This is a genomic window from Streptomyces sp. NPDC053432 (genome assembly GCF_055585365.1).
This window is the reverse complement of the sequence record NZ_JBVJKF010000007.1, coordinates 218,459-236,649: the sequence shown is the minus strand read 5'-3', so window position 1 is coordinate 236,649 and position 18,191 is coordinate 218,459. Positions and strand designations below refer to the sequence as shown.

Genomic DNA, 18,191 nt, shown 5'->3' with positions numbered 1-18,191 from the left:
AATGCCCAGCCCGGTCCGGCCCGGTCCGGCCCGGTCCGGCCCGGTCCGGCCCGGTCCGGTCCGGCCCGGTCCGGTCCACCCCGCCCCGCCCCCGCCCCCACCCCGTCCCTGGGCCGGATAACCGGACCCCTGTGTTCCGGTTGTTTCCATTCCCCCTTAGCCTTCGCCCAGCCCGCATCTCCTGCCCGAGAAAGTCACGCCATGCGCACCCTGCACCGTCCCCTCACCACCACCGCCGCCTTCGCCTGCGCCGCCACCCTCGCCCTCACCGGCTGCTCCGTACTCAAGCAGGCCGATTCCGGCCCCTTCCCCGGCCAGAGCGGTTCCCAGGTCGCCAACAACTCCGTGACCGCTCTCAAGGGCACCAACTCGCTCACCGTCAGCGGAAACGTCTGGGACGGCGGCAAGCAGATGCAGCTGAACATGGCCGTCAGCAAGGGCGGCGACTGCAAGGGCACGATCTCCAGCCCGGACGGTTCGTTCGAGCTGATACGCAACGCCCAGTCCGTCTTCATCAAGGCCGACGAGCCCTTCTACCGCGCCCAGATGAAGGACCTGCCCAAGGAGCAGGCCGACGCGGCGGTCAAGCAGCTGGCGGGCCACTGGCTGAAGTCGAAGGCCTCGGACGAGGACTCGAAGGAACTGTCCGCCCTGTGCGACCTGAACGAACTGCTGAAGGAGTTCGACAAGAGCGAGGGCGCCGAAAAGGGCAAGGTGACCACGGAGGGCGGCCAGGAGGCCCTGACCATCACCACGAAGACCACCGACGGCACCGAGACCCTGCTGGTGGCCACCAAGGGTGAGCCGTACCTGCTCAAGGCGACGAACACCGGCAAGGAGCCCTCGACCGTCGCCTTCAGCAAGTTCAACGAGCCGGTGCAGGCCGACGCCCCGACCGGCAAGGACGTCATCGACGCCGACAAGCTGGGCTGACGGCACCCCGCCGGGGCGAACGTGGAGGCCGGGCCCCCCGGGCCCGGCCTCCCCGCGCCGCCACGGCACCGCCGTCACGGCACCGCCGTCACGACCCGAGGACGGTCGTGAGGAACTCCCCGGTCCAGGCCAGCAGTTCCCGGCCGACCAGCGGCTTCCCGCCGATCTTCCCCGTCTTCGGGCGCGGGACCAGCACCTGCGAGGTGGCGGGCTTCAGCAGCGAACCGGGGTAGATCCGCTTCAGCCGCAGCTCCTGCGATTCGCGCAGCTCCACCGGCCCGAAACGGATGTTGGGGCCCTGGAGGGTGATGTCGCCGACCCCGCACGCCCGGGCCAGCATCCGCAGTCCGGCCACCAGCAGCAGGTTCTCCACCGGCTCCGGCAGCTTGCCGTAGCGGTCGGTGAGTTCCTCTCGCACCGCCTTGATGTCCGCCTCGGAGTTCGCGGCGGCGATCGACCGGTAGGCCTGCAGGCGCAGCCGCTCGCCGGGCGCGTAGTCGTGCGGGACGTGCGCGTCGACCGGCAGCTCGATCTTCACCTCCAGCGGCGGCTCCTCCTCCACCCCGCCGTTCTCGACGGCGGCCCGGTAGTCGGCCACCGCCTCGCCGACCATGCGGATGTACAGGTCGAAGCCGACGCCGGCGATGTGGCCGGACTGCTCGCCGCCGAGCAGGTTGCCCGCGCCGCGGATCTCCAGGTCCTTCATCGCGACGTACATGCCGGCACCCATCTCGGTGTGCTGGGCGATCGTCGCGAGCCGCTCGTGCGCGGTCTCCGTCAGCGGCTTCTCCGGCGGGTAGAGGAAGTACGCGTACCCGCGCTCGCGCCCGCGGCCCACCCGGCCGCGCAGCTGGTGCAGCTGGGAGAGGCCGAAGTTGTCGCCGCGTTCGACGATCAGGGTGTTGGCGTTGGAGATGTCGATGCCCGACTCGACGATCGTCGTCGAGACGAGGACGTCGAACTTCTTCTCCCAGAAGTCCACCACGACCTGCTCCAGGGCCTGTTCGGACATCTGGCCGTGCGCCGTCGCGATCCGCGCCTCGGGCACGATCTCACGCAGCTTGGCGGCCGCCCGGTCGATGGACTCGACCCGGTTGTGGATGTAGAAGCACTGCCCCTCGCGCAGCAGTTCGCGCCGGATCGCCGCGCCGATCTGCTTCTCCTCGTACGGGCCCACGAAGGTGAGCACCGGGTGGCGCTCCTCCGGCGGGGTGGTGATCGTCGACATCTCGCGGATACCGGTCACCGCCATCTCCAGGGTGCGCGGGATCGGCGTCGCCGACATCGTCAGCACGTCCACGTTGGCGCGCAGCTTCTTCAGCTGCTCCTTGTGCTCGACGCCGAACCGCTGCTCCTCGTCGACGATGACCAGGCCCAGGTCCTTGAACCTGGTCTCCTGCGAGAAGAGCCGGTGCGTGCCGATGACCACGTCCACCGAGCCCTCCTTCAGGCCCTCCAGGGTGGCCTTGGACTCGGAGTCGCTCTGGAAGCGGGACAGCGCCTTCACGTTGACCGGGAACTGGCTGTAGCGCTCGGAGAAGGTTCCGAAGTGCTGCTGCACCAGCAGCGTGGTGGGGACGAGGACGGCGACCTGCTTGCCGTCCTGCACCGCCTTGAAGGCCGCGCGCACCGCGATCTCGGTCTTTCCGTAACCGACGTCGCCGCAGATCAGCCGGTCCATGGGGACGGACTTCTCCATGTCCTCCTTGACCTCGGCGATGGTGGTGAGCTGGTCGGGCGTCTCCGCGTAAGGGAAGGCGTCCTCCAGCTCCCGCTGCCAGGGGGTGTCTGGGCCGAAGGTGTGTCCGGGGGCCGCCATGCGCGCGCTGTACAGCTTGATGAGGTCGGCGGCGATCTCCTTGACCGCCTTCTTCGCCCGCGCCTTGGTCTTGGTCCAGTCCGCGCCGCCGAGCCGGTGCAGGGTCGGGGCCTCGCCGCCCACGTACTTGGTGACCTGCTCCAGCTGGTCGGTGGGGATGTACAGCCGGTCCCCGGGCTGGCCGCGCTTGGCGGGCGCGTACTCGACGAGGAGGTACTCGCGGGTGGCGCCCTGCACGGTGCGCTGCACCATCTCGATGTAGCGGCCGACGCCGTGCTGCTCGTGGACGATGTAGTCGCCGGCCTCCAGGGTGAGGGGGTCGATCGTCTTGCGGCGCCGGGTCGGCATCCGGCCGAGGTCCTTGGTGGCGGTGCGCTGCCCGGTCAGATCGGTCTCGGTCAGCACCGCGATCTTCAGCGCGGGGTCGACGAACCCGTTGTCGAGGGAGCCGCACGCCACGTGGACGAGGCCCGTCTCCAGGGTGCCCAGGTCCGCCTCCAGCCGGGCCGCGATGCCCTCGCCGCCGAGCACCTCGACGGTACGGGCGGCCGGGCCGTGGCCCTCGGTGAGGTAGACGGTGTGCCAGCCGTCGGCGATCCAGCCCTTGGTGTCGGCCAGCGCGCGGGCGGTGTCGCCGCGGTAGGCCTCCGGGGCCTGCATGCCGAGCTTCAGCGTGTCCCCGCCGGCCGTCTCGTCCGCGGCGAAGGGGGACACCGACCACCACATCATGCCCAGCTCGCGCGCGTGGTCCCGGACTTCGGCGATCCCGCGCAGCGACGCCGCGCCGACGTCGATGGGGGCCTCGCCACCGCCTGCGGTGGCGGCCCAGGAGGCCATCAGGAACTCCTGGCTGGTCGCCACGAGGTCCGCGGCCCGCGTCCTTACCCGCTCGGGGTCGCACACCACGGCCATCGCCCCGGCCGGCAGTACGTCGATCAGCAGCTCCATGTCGTCGACCAGGACCGGGGCCAGGGACTCCATGCCCTCGACCGCGATCCCCTCGGCGATCTTGTTCAGCAGTTCCCCGAGCTCGGGGTGCTCCTGGGCGAGGGCCGCGGCCCGCTCCCGTACCTCGTCGGTCAGCAGCAGCTCACGGCAGGGCGGGGCCCACAGCCCGTGCTCGGCGATCTCCAGGGAACGCTGGTCGGCGACCTTGAAGTAGCGGATCTCCTCGACCTCGTCGCCCCAGAACTCGACGCGCAGCGGGTGTTCCTCGGTCGGCGGGAACACGTCGAGGATGCCGCCGCGCACGGCGAACTCGCCGCGCTTCTCGACGAGCTCGACGCGGGCGTACGCGGCGGCGGCCAGCGCCTGGGTCACCTCGCCGAGGTCGGCGCTCTGCCCCTGCCGCAGCCCCACGGGCACCAGGTCCCCGAGCCCCTTGACCTGCGGCTGGAGCACGGACCTGATCGGCGCCACGACCACGGACACGTGCCCGGCGGCCGGGTCGTCCTTGCTCGGGTGCGCGAGGCGGCGCAGCACGGCGATCCGGCGGCCGACGGTGTCGCTGCGCGGGCTGAGCCGCTCGTGCGGGAGGGTCTCCCAGGACGGGAAGTCCACCACCTCGTCGGGCGGCAGCAGCGACCGCAGCGCCGCGGCCAGGTCCTCGGCCTCGCGTCCGGTGGCGGTGACCGCGAGCACGGTCCGCTCGGTCCGCCGGGCCAGCGCGGCGATCACGAAGGGCCGCGCGGCACCGGGCCCGACGATGTCGACGTGCATCCGGTTGCCGTCCCCGGCCGCGCCGACCGCCTCGGCGAGCGCGGGATCCCGGGTGACGGCGTCGAGCAGTCCGTGCAGGCTCATGAAACGGCTTCCATCCGGTGAGGGGGGCAACGCGAAGGACCCGACACGTCGCACGGGCCGGGGGTTCCCACTCTATGACGCGCCCGCATGCGTCGCGCGAGGGATTCCGGTCCCCCGCGGGGTGACGGGCGGGGCACGGACTGCCACGCGGGGCTCATCGGACGCAACGGGTTCGTCCCGCTCTACGATGTCGATGTACTGACCGTCTGAGCTCGCCGCGTCGCCTTCGCCGGAGAGACGCGACCGGCCGAGGGGCACGACTCCGTGACGAGTGACGCGATAGCACGCCCGGCGCCGGTGACACCGGCCACCGCGAAGCCGGGCCGGACCAGGTGGCCGGGGCCCTGGCTGGTGGCCGGCGGGCTGTTCCTCGTCTACCTCGTGCTCTCCGTCGGCCGGTTCCGGCGGATGGAATGGGCCTCCTGGGACCTCGGGATCTTCGAGCAGGCCATCCGCGCCTACGCCCACCTCCAGACGCCCGTCGCCGACCTGAAGGGGCCCGGCGCCAACATCCTCGGGGACCACTTCAGCCCGGTCATCGCGGCCGTGGCGCCCGTGTACCGGGTCTTCCCCGGCCCCGTCACCCTGCTGGTCGTGCAGGCCGCGCTCTTCGCGCTGTCCGCCGTCCCCGTCACCCGGGCCGCCGGCCGGCTGCTCGGCCGGCCGCGCGGGATCGCCGTCGGGGCCGCGTACGGGCTGTTCTGGGGGATCCAGCGCGCCGTGGAGTTCGACTTCCACGAGATCGCCTTCGCCGTGCCGCTGATCGCCTTCGCCCTGGAGGCGCTGCTCGCCGGGCGCTCGCGGGCCGCACTGCTGTGGGGGCTGCCGCTGGTCCTCGTCAAGGAGGACCTCGGCTTCACCCTCGCCGCCCTCGCCGTCGTCGTGGCCTGGCGGTCCCGGCACGCCGGCCGGCGGGCCGTGTGGGGCGCGCTCGCCGTCGCCGCCGCGGCCACCGTCTTCGCCGTCCTCGTCTTCACCGTCTTCATACCGGCCTTCGCCACCGAGGGCTACGGCTACTGGGACAAGATCCACGGCGCGGGTCCCCTCGACGGCCTCGGCACCAAGCTCACCACCCTGACCTGGGTGCTGCTGCCCACCTCCGGGCTGCTCGCGCTGCGCTCCCCGCTGCTGCTGGTCGCCGCCCCCACCCTCGGCTGGCGGTTCCTGTCCGGGGACGACCACTACTGGTCCACGGACTGGCACTACAGCGCCGTCCTGATGCCCGTCGTCGCCCTCGCCCTCGTCGACGCCGTCGACACCCTGCGCCGCAGCGAGCGGCCGTGGCTGCGCTCGTACGCCCTGAACATGCCCGTCGCCGTGCTCGCCGCCTCCCTCGCGCTGGCCGCGACCTCGATGCCGACCGCCAAGCTCGTCGAGGCGAAGACGTACGAGAAGCCGGCGCGCGTGACGGCGGTCGAGCGCCTCCTCGGCCGGATCCCCGACGGGGCGACCGTGGAGGCCGACACCGGCCCGCTGACCCGCCTGACCTCCCGCTGCCGGGTCCTGTGGATCGGCGGCAGCAAGGGCGTGGTCCCCGACTGGATCACCATCGACAACGGCTCCAAGTGGGCGGGCCAGGACCCGACCGCGTACGCCGCCCAGCTGCACCCGGGCGAGCGGTACGCCCTCGTCGGCGAGGCCGGGGGCGTCGTCCTCATGCGGCGCGTCCACTGAACGCGCGGCGCCGGCCCGGAACCTCCCCCGTGGGTCCCGGACCGGCGCCTCCCCCGTACGACCGGGGCGGTGCTACTCGCTCGCGATCGCGTTCAGGACGTTCATCCGGCCCGCCCTGAAGGCCGGGATCAGCGCGGCGAACAGGCCGACCAGGGCCGAGCCCGCGAACACCCCGAGGATCGTCGGCCACGGGATCTCCAGCACCTTCAGGCCCTGGAGCGCGAGCAGCTGATGCGCGGTGGCTCCCCAGCCCATGCCCAGCCCGAGGCCGAGCAGCGCGCCGAAGAGGGCGATGACCACCGACTCCAGCCGGATCATGCGGCGCAGCTGGCGGCGGGAGAGGCCGATGGCGCGCATCAGGCCGATCTCGCGGGTCCGCTCCACCACCGACAGGGCGAGGGTGTTCACGACGCCCAGGACGGCGACGATGATGGCGAGGGCGAGGAGCCCGTAGACGATGTTCAGCAGCTGGCCGACCTGGTCCTTGAGGGACTGCTTGTAGTCGGCCTGGTTGCGGACCGCGTACTGCGGGTAGTCCGCCAGCCCCGCCTTGACCGCCTCGTACGCGGCGGCCTCGTCCTGCCCGTCCTTCGCGCTGGCCAGCAGCATGAAGGGGCGCGGCAGCCGGTCGGCCGGGACGTTCGCCTCGGCGGTGGCGGTGCTGATGTACTTCATCGTCTTGTCGAGGTTGCCCTCGTCGCTGGTGATCGCCGCGACCTTCAGCCTGACCGTCTTGCCACCCGTGAAGGCGACCGTCAGCTCGTCGCCGAGCTTGACGCCGTGTTGGGTGGCGTACTGCGACCCCACCGACATCGAGTTCGCCCCGTACGCCGCAGCGTGCTCGCCGGCGACCATCTTGCGGCGGATGTCCTTGGCGTACGTGGGATCGGTGGCGCCGAGCCCCGCTTCCTCGGTGGTGCCGTCGGGCGCGGTGACCTTGGCGTCGACCTCCCGGTAGGCGGTGACGTGGTCGAGGCCCTTGATGCCGCGCATCGCCTGTTCGGCCTGCGGCATGACCGGCTGCCCGGTCTGGGAGTTCACGATGAAGTCCGCGCCGACCGACTTGTCGAGCTCATCGGTGGCGGAGGCCACCATGGAGGATCCGACCACCGACAGGCAGGCGACCAGCGCGAGGCCGATCATCAGGGCGGCGGCGGTTGCGCCAGTGCGGCGCGGGTTGCGCAGGGCGTTGCGCTCGGCGAGCCGGCCGACGGACCCGAAGGGCCGCAGGACGACGCCGGAGAGCACCCGCACCACGCCCTCGGCGAGCAGCGGGCCGATCACGATGAAGCCCTTGAGGGTGAAGACGACGCCCAGGCCCAGCCAGAGCGATCCGGGTCCGGCCTCGTCGGCCGCCGCGGCCAGGTAGAGCCCGGCGCCGCCGACGGCGGTGAGGACCAGGCCGATGACGGCGCGGACCACGCCGGCCTTCTTGTCGCCCGGGGTGCCCGACTCGCGCAGGGCGGCCATCGGGGAGACCTGGCCGGCCCGGCGGGCCGGGATGAAGGCGGCGACGACGGTGACGACGACGCCGAGGACGATGCCGACGACCGGGGTGGTCCAGGCGACGGTGAGGTCGTCCGTGGACAGGTTCATGCCCATCTGGCCCATCAGCTTCATCAGTCCGACGGCCAGGCCGACGCCCACGCCGACGCCCGCGACCGAGCCGACCAGACCGAGGAGGAAGGCCTCCAGGACCACGGAGCCGAGTACCTGGCCGCTGTCGGCGCCGATGGCGCGCATCAGCCCGATCTCGCGGGTGCGCTGGGTGACCAGCATCGCGAAGGTGTTGAAGATGAGGAAGATGCCGACGAGGAAGGCGATGAGGGCGAACCCGAGCATCGCGTACTTCATGACGTCGAGGAAGGAACCGACGTCCTTGCGGCCCTGGTCGGCGGACTCCTTGGCGGTCTGCAGCTTGTAGGTGCCGGCGCCGACGGCGGCGGCGATGTCCGCCTTGAGCCGCTCGTCGCTGACGCCGTCCTTGGCGGTGACGTTGATGTTGGTGAACGTGCCGGGTGCGCCGAGCAGTTCACGCTGGGCGGTGGCCGTGTCGAAGTAGACGACGGTGGCGCCCGGGTTGGTCACCTTGAAGGCGGCGATGCCGGAGATCCTGGCGCGGAAGTCGCCGGTGACGGCGATGGTGCGCAGCTCGTCCCCGATCTTCAGCTTGTGCTTCTTCGCCGTGTCGGCGTCGACCATCACCTCGGTGGGGCCGCGCGGCTCGTGGCCGGAGCTGACCTTCATCGACTTGAGCTCGTTGTCGTTCCAGCTCGCGGCGATCGTCGGGGCGCCGGAGGTGGGGCCGACGTTCTTGTTCTCGGCGTTGACGACCGTGACGGACAGCGAGACGACGCTGCCCTGGGCGGACTGGACGCCCTGCACGGCCGCGACCTTCTGGACGGCGTCGCCGGGGATGGTCGCCGGCCGGGCGTTGCGCGGGTTCTCGACGTCCTCGTCGCCGCCCCCGACGGGCTTCGCGGAGACCGTGACGTCCGCTCCGGTGGTCGCGAACAGCTTGTCGAAGGTGGCGTTCATCGTGTCGCTGAACACCAGGGTGCCGCAGACGAAGGCGACGGAGAGCAGGACGGCGATGGCCGAGAGCGCCATCCGTCCCTTGTGCGCGACGAAATTGCGCCGCGAGGTCTTCAGGACGGTGTTGCTCACGACGTCCGCCCGCGCGCGTCGAAGTCCTTCATGCGGTCCAGGACCTGGTCGGCCGTCGGCCCGTACATCTCGTCGACGATCCGGCCGTCGGCGAGGAAGATGACGCGGTCCGCGTAGGAGGCGGCGACCGGGTCGTGGGTGACCATGACGATGGTCTGGCCCAGCTCGTCGACCGAGCGCCGCAGGAAGCCTAGGACCTCGGCGCCCGCCCGGGAGTCCAGGTTCCCGGTGGGCTCGTCACCGAAGATGATCTGCGGTCGCGCGGCCAGGGCGCGGGCCACGGCCACGCGCTGCTGCTGGCCGCCCGAGAGCTCGGTCGGACGGTGCTTGAGGCGGCCGGCGAGACCCACGGTCTCCACGACCCGGTTCAGCCACTGCGCGTCCGGCTTGCGGCCCGCGATGTCCATGGGAAGCGTGATGTTCTCCAGGGCGTTGAGCGTGGGCAGCAGGTTGAAGGCCTGGAAGATGAAGCCGATGCGGTCGCGGCGCAGCTGCGTGAGCTTCTTGTCCTTCAGCCCGGTGACCTCGGTGTCGTCCAGGAAGATCTGACCACTGGTCACCGTGTCGAGACCGGCGAGGCAGTGCATCAGCGTGGACTTCCCGGAGCCCGAGGGGCCCATGATCGCGGTGAACTGGCCGCGCATGATGTCCACGTCCACGTCGTCGAGGGCGACCACCCGCGTCTCCCCGGAGCCGTAGGCCTTGACGACCTTCCGCGCCCGGGCCGCGACGGCTTCATGCCCTCCAGTACCCCCGTGCCTGGTTTCGGTCATAGCCGTTGTCACGGTCTTTCTCCTTCTTCGAACCTGCGGTGGGCGGCCGGCGCTGCCGTCGTCCTGAAGCATCTGGCGGGAGGGGGGTCCGGCGCGCTGGTGCCCATCGCCGTATCCGCCCGGGGGTTAACCCCACCCCCGGCCCCGGCCCCCGGCCCGTATGTTCCAGTTAAGGAGCCACCGGGAGCCGATTCCTCCTCCGCCGGGACGAACGGCCCCTGGCCCGTAATGAGGAGGTCCCCTTAGGGGTCGTCCGCCCTGCGGACGATGCGCCCTGGGGGATACCCGGGGAGACCGCCGCGGTGAGATGGTGTTCCCCGCACATACGTGTACGGGGAAGGGATCTTGGTGGCCGCAGCGGAGAGCACCGATGCGCCGGACGGCATACCGGCCGAGGAGCGGGACGGCCCTCCCGGCACCACCGCCCGGGCCACGGCCGGGGGGCGGGACTCCGCGAACGCCGGCCGGGCACGTCCGGACCCGCACGCGGTGACCCCGGGCACGCCCGGCAGGGCGGGCTCGGAGCCGGGTGCGCGCGGGACGGGTGCGGGCGGAGCCGACGGGGCCGCCGCCGGGAGGCCGCCCCGGGCGGTCGTGGCTTCGCTCATGCTCGGGATGGCACTGGTCGCCCTCGAAGGCACCGTCGTGGCCACCGCCGTCCCGCAGATCGTCGGCGACCTCGGCGGCTTCTCCGTCTTCTCCTGGCTCTTCTCCGGGTACCTGCTCGCCGTCACCGTCACGCTCCCCGTCTACGGGAAGCTCTCCGACACCCTCGGCCGCAAGCCCGTGCTCCTCTTCGGCATAGGCCTCTTCCTCGTCGGCTCCCTGCTCTCGGCGGCCGCCTGGAACATGGCCGCCCTCATCGCCTTCCGGATCGTCCAGGGCCTGGGCGGCGGCGCCCTCCAGGGCACCATCCAGACCCTCGCCGCCGACCTCTACCCGCTCGCCGAACGGCCCAGGATCCAGGCCCGCATGTCCACCGTCTGGGCCACCTCGGCCGTGGCCGGCCCCGCCATCGGCGGCCTGCTGGCCTCGTACGCCCACTGGCGCTGGATCTTCCTGGTCAACCTGCCGCTGGCCGCCCTCGCCCTGTGGATGATCTCCCGCCACCTCGTGGAACCCGTAGGCTCCCCCGGCCGCCGCGGCCCGGTCGACTGGGCCGGCGCCCTCGGCGTCTTCGCCTGCGGCGGAGTGCTGCTCTTCGCGCTCGTCCAGGGCGGCGTCGCCTGGCCCTGGCTGTCCGCGCCCTCGCTCGGCCTCTTCGCCGCCGGCGCGCTCCTGGCCGCCGTCGTCGTCCGGGTGGAACGCCGGGCCGAGGAGCCGATCCTGCCCGGCTGGGTCTGGCGCCGGCGCACGATCGCCGCCGTCAACCTGGCGATGGGCGCGCTCGGCCTGCTGATGGTCGCCCCGATGGTGTTCATGCCGACGTACGCCCAGTCCGTACTCGGCCTCGGGCCCGTCGGCGCGGGCCTGGTCATGTCCGTGATGACCCTGAGCTGGCCCATCAGCGCCGCCCTCAGCCAGCACGTCTACCGGCGCATCGGCTTCCGCAACACCGCCGCCCTCGGCATCGCCCTGGCCGCGGCCATCCTCTTCTCCTTCACCCTGCTGCCCTACCCGGCCCGGCCCTGGCAGCCGGCACTGATCATGCTGCTGCTCGGCGGGGCCCTCGGCCTCTTCCAGCTCCCGCTCATCGTCGGCGTCCAGTCCACCGTCGGCTGGGCCGAGCGCGGCACCACGACCGCCTCCGTGCTGTTCTGCCGCCAGGTCGGCCAGAGCGTCGGCGCGGCCCTGCTGGCGGCCGTCGCCAACGCCACCCTCGCCGCCCGGCTCGCCGACGCCCCCGTGGCCGGACTGCCCGCCCACCTCGACGACGTGGCGAAGGCCCTGGAACGGCCGGGGCTCCTGCCGGGCGCCGCCGCCGCGTACCTGCGCGAGGCCGTGGCGGCGGCGGTGGACCACATCTTCCTCGGCGCGACGGCGGCCGCCCTCGCCGCCCTGCTGATCCTGCTGCTGGTCGCCCCGCGCCGGTTCCCCGTCCTGCCCGACCAGGACCAGTAGCCACTTGTCATGACCCCGGCCATTCGGACACCCTGTGGCCAGGACCGCATCCGGGGGGACGACATGGCATCCGCACTGTTCGCACTGGCGTCACTCGCCGCACTGACCGTGCCCCTCGGCCTGCGCCTGCGCCACCACCCCGGCTTCGTCACCGGCCGCGACGGCCGCCTCTCCACCTCGACCGTCCTGGCCCTGACCTGGACGCTCATCCTCGTCTGGCTGCTGCTCACGATCCTCGTCCACGGCCTCACCGCGGGCGGCGGAGTGTCGTACTTCCGGGGCGCCGACGGCACCGACGGCCCGCTCTCCACGCTGACGACCGTCTACCTGCCGCTGCTCGGCGGCCCGTACGCGGCCCTGATCGGCGCGAAGACGGTCGTCGGCATGCGGCTGGAGAACGGCACCATGGCCAAACCCGCCCCCAGGCCGACCGCCTCCGGCCGCAGGCCGCTGCGCGAGCTCGTCGCCAACGACAGCGGCCGCGTGGACCTCGTCGACCTCCAGTACGTCGCGTTCAGCGGGGTCGCGATGGCGTACGTCGTCCTGTTCTTCCTGGCGGACGTCGACGGCGGACTCCCCCGGCTCCCCCCGCAGATCTGGGCCCTGACCGGCGCCCCGGCCGGCGCCTATCTGATCAACAAGATGGCGGTCCGCGCCAACCCCGTCATCACCGGCGCCACCCTCACCGGCACGGCCCTCACCGTCGAGGGCGGCGGCTTCACCCCCGACGCCACGGTCACGGTGGACGCCACCGCCGTCCCGGCCGCCTGCGACCCGGCGACGGGCACCCTGGCGGCCACCGTCCCCGAGGGCACGCGACCCCCGCTCACGGTGGTGGTCACCACCAACCGCGGTCTGCGCAGCGACCCCTACCGCCTGGAGCCCCAGGAGACCCCGGCGCCACAGCACTAGGGGGTGTTGCCCTTGTGCCGGGCGTAATAGCGGGCCACCCGCGCCCGGTTGCCGCACACCGACGCCACGCACCAGCGGCGGCGCGGATGCGCGGGCAGGAAGAGCAGCACGCACCCCTCCCCCTCGCACGCGCGCACCGAACCCATCCGGGGGTCCGTCAGCAGGTCCGCGACCGCGTCGGCCAGCTCCGCCGCCAGCCGCCGGGCCGGGGCCGCCGTCCTGCGCGAGGCCGCCGCCACACCGCCCTGCGCGCCCAGGACCAGCTCGCGGTGGGCGGGGGCCGCGGCCAGGGCCCCGTTGAGCACGCCCAGCGCCTGCGCCGGCGGCCGCTCCCCGCCCCGCACCGCCTCGATCACGGCCCGCGCGGCCTCCCGCACTGCGCACACGGCCGCCACCTCGGCCCCGCCGACCTCCGCGACCGGGTCCAGCCGCCCCTCCTGAGCGGCCAGCCACGCCGCGAGCCCGGCCGGGTCGGCGATCAGATCACCCGCGGCCGTAAGGGTGTTGAGGAGGTCCAGAGCGAGGGGCTCACCGATGAGCGGAAAGTCGACAGTCACCCAACTAATGCTACCAATACCTCTTGACCCATTAAGGATCATCGCGAAGACTAATGGAACCGACACCACAGGAGGCATGTGATGAGCGCAGTCCGGCACCGCACCGTCGACGTCGACGGAGTACAGGTCGCCTACCGCGAGAGCGGCCCCGCCGACGGCCCCGTCCTGCTCCTCCTGCACGGCTTCCCCACCGCCTCCCACCAGTTCACCCGCCTCATGGACGCCCTCGGCGACACCCCCTGGCGCCTCATCGCCCCCGACCACCCCGGCTTCGGCCGCACCGAGGCCCCCGACGGCTTCACCTACACCTTCGACCGGCTCGCCGACACCCTCGAACACTTCACCGACGCCCTCGGCCTGGACCGCTACGCCCTCTACGTCTTCGACTTCGGCGCCCCCATCGGCCTGCGCCTCGCCACCCGCCGACCGGACCGGGTCACCGGCCTGATCGTGCAGAACGGCAACGCGTACGAGGAGGGCCTCTCCGACATGGCCCGCGAGTTCACCGCCCTGCGGCGGGACGTCCCGGGCAACGAGGAGCAGGTCCGCGGCCTGTTCACCCTTGAGGGCACCCGCTTCCAGTACGAGGCCGGCGTCGCCGACACCTCCCTGATCTCCCCCGACAGCTGGACCCTCGACGCGCACTACCTCGCCCTGCCGGGGCGCGCCGACGCACAGGCCGACCTCGCCTTCGACTACGCGTCGAACCTGGGGCGCTACCCCGAATGGCAGGCGTGGCTGCGGAGCTCCGGGGTACCGGTCCTGGTCGTGTGGGGCGCGGGCGACCCCTTCTTCACCCCCGCGGGCGCGAAGGCGTACCTGCGGGACGCGCCGGACGCCGCCGTGCACGTCTTCGACGGCGCGGGCCACTTCGCCCTGGAGACCCACCTCGCGCCGATCGCCGCCCTCATCGAGGCCTTCCTGACCGACCTCCCGTAGCACCACCGCTCGCCTCCCGGCGGGGCCGTCTGCGGGGCGCGGCACCGGTCCGGGGGCGCTGCCCCCGCGCCCCCGCTCCTCAAACGCCGGAGGGGCTTGGTTTTCCCGGTCGGGGGCTTCGATCCTGCGGGTCGGTCCGCGGGGGCCCTCCGGGGCGCCGCCCCGACCACTCCACCCCCGCCCAGGGACACCACCCAGCCCCGCCGGCGATTGAGGCGCGGGGTCCGGGGCGGAGCCCCGGGGGGTCACCCCGCCGAGCCCGAGCCCCCGGCCGCGGCCCGCCCCGTCAGCGCCGCCAAGCTCGCCCGGACGTGGTTCATATGGGCCCGCATCTCCTCCTGCGCCTCCGCGTGCTCCCGCAGGACCCGCTCCGTCTCGCGCCCCACCCGCTCCTCCTCCACCCGCGCCTCCGCCAGCACCTCCGCGGCCAGCGCCTCCGCGTCCTCCTGGCCGTGCCGCGCCGCCTCCTCCGCCTCCGCGAACCTCCGCCGGGCCGCCGCCAGACGGGACTCCGCCTGACGCTCCGCCTCCTCCTGCCGCGCCACCAGATCGGCCTCCCGCGCGGCCATCTCCCGCTCCGCCGCGTCCCACCGGTCCGCCTGCTCCTGCTCGCGCTCCGCCAGCAGCGCCTCCGACCGCCGCCGCACCGCGTCCAGCACCGCGGCCGCCTCCGCCCGCCACCCCGCCGCGTCCTCCCGCGCGGCCCCCCGCACGTCGTCCGCCTCCCGCTCGGCCCGCGACAGCCCCTGACGGACCCGTACCTCCGTCTGCTCCCGTACCGCCACAGCGTCCTGCCGCGCCAGCTCCGCCACCCGGTCCGCGTGCGCCTCCGCCGCACCCGCCGTCGCCGACGCGTCCGCCCGCGCGTCCGCCCGCAGGGTCTGTGCCTCCTCCTCGGCCAGCAGCAGGATCCGCCGCGCGCGCTCGCTCAGCTCGTCGTACGTCTGCGGCTGCGGCGCCAGCGCCGCCACCGCCTCCCGCAGCCGCTCCGCCTCCGCCTCCATCTGCTTGGCCAGCACGGTCAGCCGCGCCACCCGTTCCCAGGCCTCGTCCCGGCTGCCCGACAGCCGCGCGAGATACCGGTCCACGTCCTCCACCCGGTAGCCACGGCCGCGCACGATCGCAATGGGTGCACTCATCCTGCTAGCGCCTCTCTCGCGGGGATTCCCGTCAAGGATGCGCCATTTGCTCCCGGAAGCCCGAATGGCCGGGCCGAAACCCCTTTCGAGGGGTCTCGACCCGGCCATTCAGCACCCGTTCAGCACCGGCCGCTCAGCACGAACCGGCCACCGCTACAGCAGCCCGTCCCACATCTGCTCCAGCAGCACCGACCACCAGCTCTCCGGCGAAGCCAGCGCCGCGCTGTCGAGCCCCGCCAGGTTCGCCTGGAAGTCGACCGTCCAGCGCCCCGCCTGCTCCGGCGTCAGATGCTGCCGCAGCCGCCACATGTGACCCAGCATCGCCAGCGACCGCACGAACTGCGGCAGGCTCGAGTTCACGAACTGCGGCGGCACCGGCGCACCGCCCGGACCGCCCTCCACCGGCACCGCCACGATGTGCGCGGTCCCGTACTGCACGCACAGCGCCTTGCCGAAGTCGCTGCCGACCACCAGGTACGAACCCGCGTCCGAAGCCGGCTGCACCTGCCGCTGCGCCGCCAGCTCGGCCAGCGTCGGCACCGGCTGACCCGGCACCGCCTGCGCCCAGAAGAACGGCCCGAAATCGACCGGCAGACCCGACCACACCAGCGTCTGCGCCACGATCTCCGGCACACCCTGGCGGGACACCGCCCGCTGGTCGAAGCGGAACACGCCCTGCGGACCGAACGCCCCCGCCAGCTCCGCCGCGATCGCGTCCAGCGGGATCGCCGGCTGCAGCGGAACCTGCGGCAGCGGCGCCCGCACCGGCGCCGGACGCGCCGGGCCGTCCGCCACCTGGTGGAGTTCGCCCTGATGGGTGAGCAGGTGCCGCATGCCCTGCTGACGCCCCGCGTGGTCCTTGCCGTACGGAGCCACGCTCGTGATCCGCACCTGCGGCCACGTCTCCCGGATCATCCGGGCGCAGTAACCGCCGGGCAGCTCGCAGGACTCCAGCTCCGTGTGCAGCTCCAGCACCTGCTGCGGCGGCACGTTCATGGCGCGCAGCTCGTGCAGGATCTGCCACTCCGGGTGCGGGGTACCGGGCGCCGAGCGGCGGATGAGCTGCTGCTCGGACCCGTCGGGCGCGCGGTAGCGGAGCACGGCCTGGTAGCCGGGCCCGACCGTGGGCACGCCGGAGGGAGCCGGCGGCATCTGGTGCGCCGCAGGAGGCTGGGACGCCGGACGCCCCGCCGCGGGTCCGCCCGGCGGCGGACCGGGGGGCGCGGGCGGCTGCCCGGTGACAGCCGGACCCGCCAGCATCGTCGCGGCATGGTCCAGCCCACCGCCCAGCGAACCGCCACCGGGAACCCCGGGCGGACCGGGAGGCTGCGGCGCCCCGCCACGCGGAGCCCCCGGCGGACCGGGAGGCGCCGGCGGCTGACCCGTCACAGCCGGACCCGCCAGCATCGTCGCGGCGTGCTCCAGCCCACCGCCCAGCGACCCGCCACCGGGAACCCCGGGCGGACCGGGCGGCTGCGGGGCGCCACCGGGAGCCCCCGGCGGACCGGGAGGCGCGGGCGGCTGCCCGGTGACAGCCGGACCCGCCAGCATCGTCGCGGCATGATCCAGCCCACCGCCCAGCGAACCGCCACCGGGAACCCCCGGCGGACCGGGAGGCTGCGGCACCCCGCCACGCGGAGCCCCGGGCGGACCGGGAGGCGCCGGCGGCTGACCCGTCACAGCCGGACCCGCCAGCATCGTCGCGGCATGGTCGAACCCACCGCCGAGCGACCCGCTGCCCGGAACCCCCGGCGGACCGGGCGGCTGCGGCACCCCCGGCGTACCCGGCGCTCCCTGTACTCCCTGCACTCCCTGACCCCCCTGTGATCCTTCGGACAACGCTGCACCCGGCGCCCCGGGCGGACCCGGAGGCGTCGGAGGCACCGGCGGCGCCGGCACCCCCGCCGGCACCCCCGCCGGACCCGCGCCCGGCCCGGCGACGCCGTCGGCGCCACCGCCCGAGTCGCCCGGCCGGTCGATCCGGGCCCGGCTCGTGGGCGCGTCGGCGATGTCCGCCGCATCCGCGCCGAGCGCCGGCACGATCCGGGTCTTCGGCAGCCGGCTGCCGCCCGGGATCAGCGTGGTCTTCGCCTCCGGGGCGACCCCGGGGGATGGCGCGTCGTCCAGGTCCGACCCGGACAGCGGCGGTGCGAACACGGTCGCGGGCAGCGGCACGGAGGCGTCGTCCGAACCGGAGTTCACATCGGTCCCGGCCCACGGGGTGGACCCGGCCGGCACCCCGTCATTGGCGGTCGGCTCGTACGGGATCTCACCCCCGCGCCGCAGCGGCACCGCGTCCACGGGCTCGGCGGCCCGGACCGGTACGCCGTCGGCGGGCTCGGCGGCCGCCGCAGCGGCAACCGGCTCCGGAACCCCAACCGGCACACCCGCACCAGCAGACGCACCCGCACCCGCAGCCACATCAGCACCAGCAGACGCACCGGCACCTGCACCCGCAGCCACACCAACACCGGCAGGCCCAGCCGCAGGCGCACCGGCAGGCGCACCGGCCGGCGTGACGGCCGGCGGGATCCCCGCCCGGTCCGCCGCCTCCTGCAGCCACTCCGGCGGGCTCAGGATGAACGAGGTCTGCTCCGAATCGATCCGCGGCGGCGGAACCGAAGCCTCCGAAGCCGACGCGGCCGCGGCCGCCCCGTACTCCTCCTCGTACCGGCGGATCACCTCACCCACCGGCAGCCCCGGCCACAGCGTCACCTCACCGCTGTCCCGCGCGATGACCAGCCGCTGCCGCCCACCACCGGACACCGGACCGGCCGCCCGGTCCTCCGCCCACACCACGAACCCGAGCCCGAACTCCCTTACCCGCACCTCACGATGCTGGTAACCGGGCACGTCCCCGTTGATCCACTCCTCGGCGCGCTCCTGCGCCTGCGCAAACGTCACCATCGCGCGC

Annotated in this window: 11 protein-coding genes; 5 read left to right on the top strand and 6 right to left on the bottom strand. The window is 73.3% G+C overall.

Annotated features, from left to right (window positions below; translation table 11 throughout):
* Nucleotides 1-201: 201 nt before the first annotated feature.
* Nucleotides 202-933, top strand: a complete 732-nt coding sequence (locus tag ACZ6Y1_RS14825; protein ID WP_469628057.1) for a hypothetical protein — start codon at nt 202-204, stop codon at nt 931-933.
* An 88-nt stretch (nt 934-1,021) separates the two neighbouring features.
* Here the strand turns inward: ACZ6Y1_RS14825 and mfd are convergent, their stop codons facing one another.
* A complete protein-coding gene (gene mfd / locus ACZ6Y1_RS14820) occupies nt 1,022-4,555 on the bottom strand; it encodes a transcription-repair coupling factor (RefSeq protein ID WP_469628053.1) in 3,534 nt (1,177 codons plus the stop codon).
* Between the two features lie 297 nt (nt 4,556-4,852).
* Here mfd and ACZ6Y1_RS14815 point away from each other — a divergent pair, with 297 nt between their 5' ends.
* A complete protein-coding gene (locus ACZ6Y1_RS14815) occupies nt 4,853-6,229 on the top strand; it encodes a DUF2079 domain-containing protein (RefSeq protein WP_469628050.1) in 1,377 nt (458 codons plus the stop codon).
* 72 nt (nt 6,230-6,301) lie between these two features.
* On the opposite strand, the gene ACZ6Y1_RS14810 is transcribed toward ACZ6Y1_RS14815, so the two are convergent.
* Complete coding sequence (locus ACZ6Y1_RS14810; protein WP_469628306.1) at nt 6,302-8,839, bottom strand: ABC transporter permease; 2,538 nt, start codon at nt 8,837-8,839, stop codon at nt 6,302-6,304.
* A gap of 53 nt (nt 8,840-8,892) precedes the next feature.
* On the bottom strand, nt 8,893-9,669 hold the full coding sequence (locus ACZ6Y1_RS14805; protein ID WP_376659822.1) for an ABC transporter ATP-binding protein: 777 nt from the start codon (nt 9,667-9,669) through the stop codon (nt 8,893-8,895).
* A gap of 489 nt (nt 9,670-10,158) precedes the next feature.
* On the opposite strand from ACZ6Y1_RS14805, the gene ACZ6Y1_RS14800 reads away from it, so the two are divergent.
* Both ACZ6Y1_RS14800 and ACZ6Y1_RS14795 read left to right on the top strand, forming a co-directional pair.
* Complete coding sequence (locus tag ACZ6Y1_RS14800; RefSeq protein WP_469628303.1) at nt 10,159-11,730, top strand: MFS transporter; 1,572 nt, start codon at nt 10,159-10,161, stop codon at nt 11,728-11,730.
* A gap of 63 nt (nt 11,731-11,793) precedes the next feature.
* Nucleotides 11,794-12,642 carry a hypothetical protein gene (locus tag ACZ6Y1_RS14795; protein WP_469628045.1) on the top strand — a complete coding sequence of 283 codons (849 nt, stop codon included), beginning with the start codon at nt 11,794-11,796 and terminating at the stop codon, nt 12,640-12,642.
* Here ACZ6Y1_RS14795 and ACZ6Y1_RS14790 read toward each other — a convergent pair.
* Nucleotides 12,639-13,199, bottom strand: coding sequence for a CGNR zinc finger domain-containing protein (locus tag ACZ6Y1_RS14790; protein ID WP_469628041.1), 561 nt, complete (start codon nt 13,197-13,199; stop codon nt 12,639-12,641). The genes ACZ6Y1_RS14795 and ACZ6Y1_RS14790 overlap by 4 nt on opposite strands.
* 81 nt (nt 13,200-13,280) lie before the next feature.
* Here ACZ6Y1_RS14790 and ACZ6Y1_RS14785 point away from each other — a divergent pair, with 81 nt between their 5' ends.
* Entirely contained in the window at nt 13,281-14,138 is an 858-nt protein-coding gene (locus ACZ6Y1_RS14785; RefSeq protein WP_469628039.1) for an alpha/beta fold hydrolase, read from the top strand.
* 245 nt (nt 14,139-14,383) lie between these two features.
* Here the strand turns inward: ACZ6Y1_RS14785 and ACZ6Y1_RS14780 are convergent, their stop codons facing one another.
* Together ACZ6Y1_RS14780 and ACZ6Y1_RS14775 are read right to left on the bottom strand one after the other, a co-directional pair.
* Nucleotides 14,384-15,277 (bottom strand): cellulose-binding protein, encoded by an 894-nt coding sequence (locus ACZ6Y1_RS14780; protein WP_469628035.1) that lies wholly within the window; start codon nt 15,275-15,277, stop codon nt 14,384-14,386.
* A gap of 153 nt (nt 15,278-15,430) precedes the next feature.
* Entirely contained in the window at nt 15,431-18,184 is a 2,754-nt protein-coding gene (locus tag ACZ6Y1_RS14775; RefSeq protein WP_469628033.1) for an SUKH-4 family immunity protein, read from the bottom strand.
* Between the last annotated feature and the right edge of the window lie 7 nt (nt 18,185-18,191).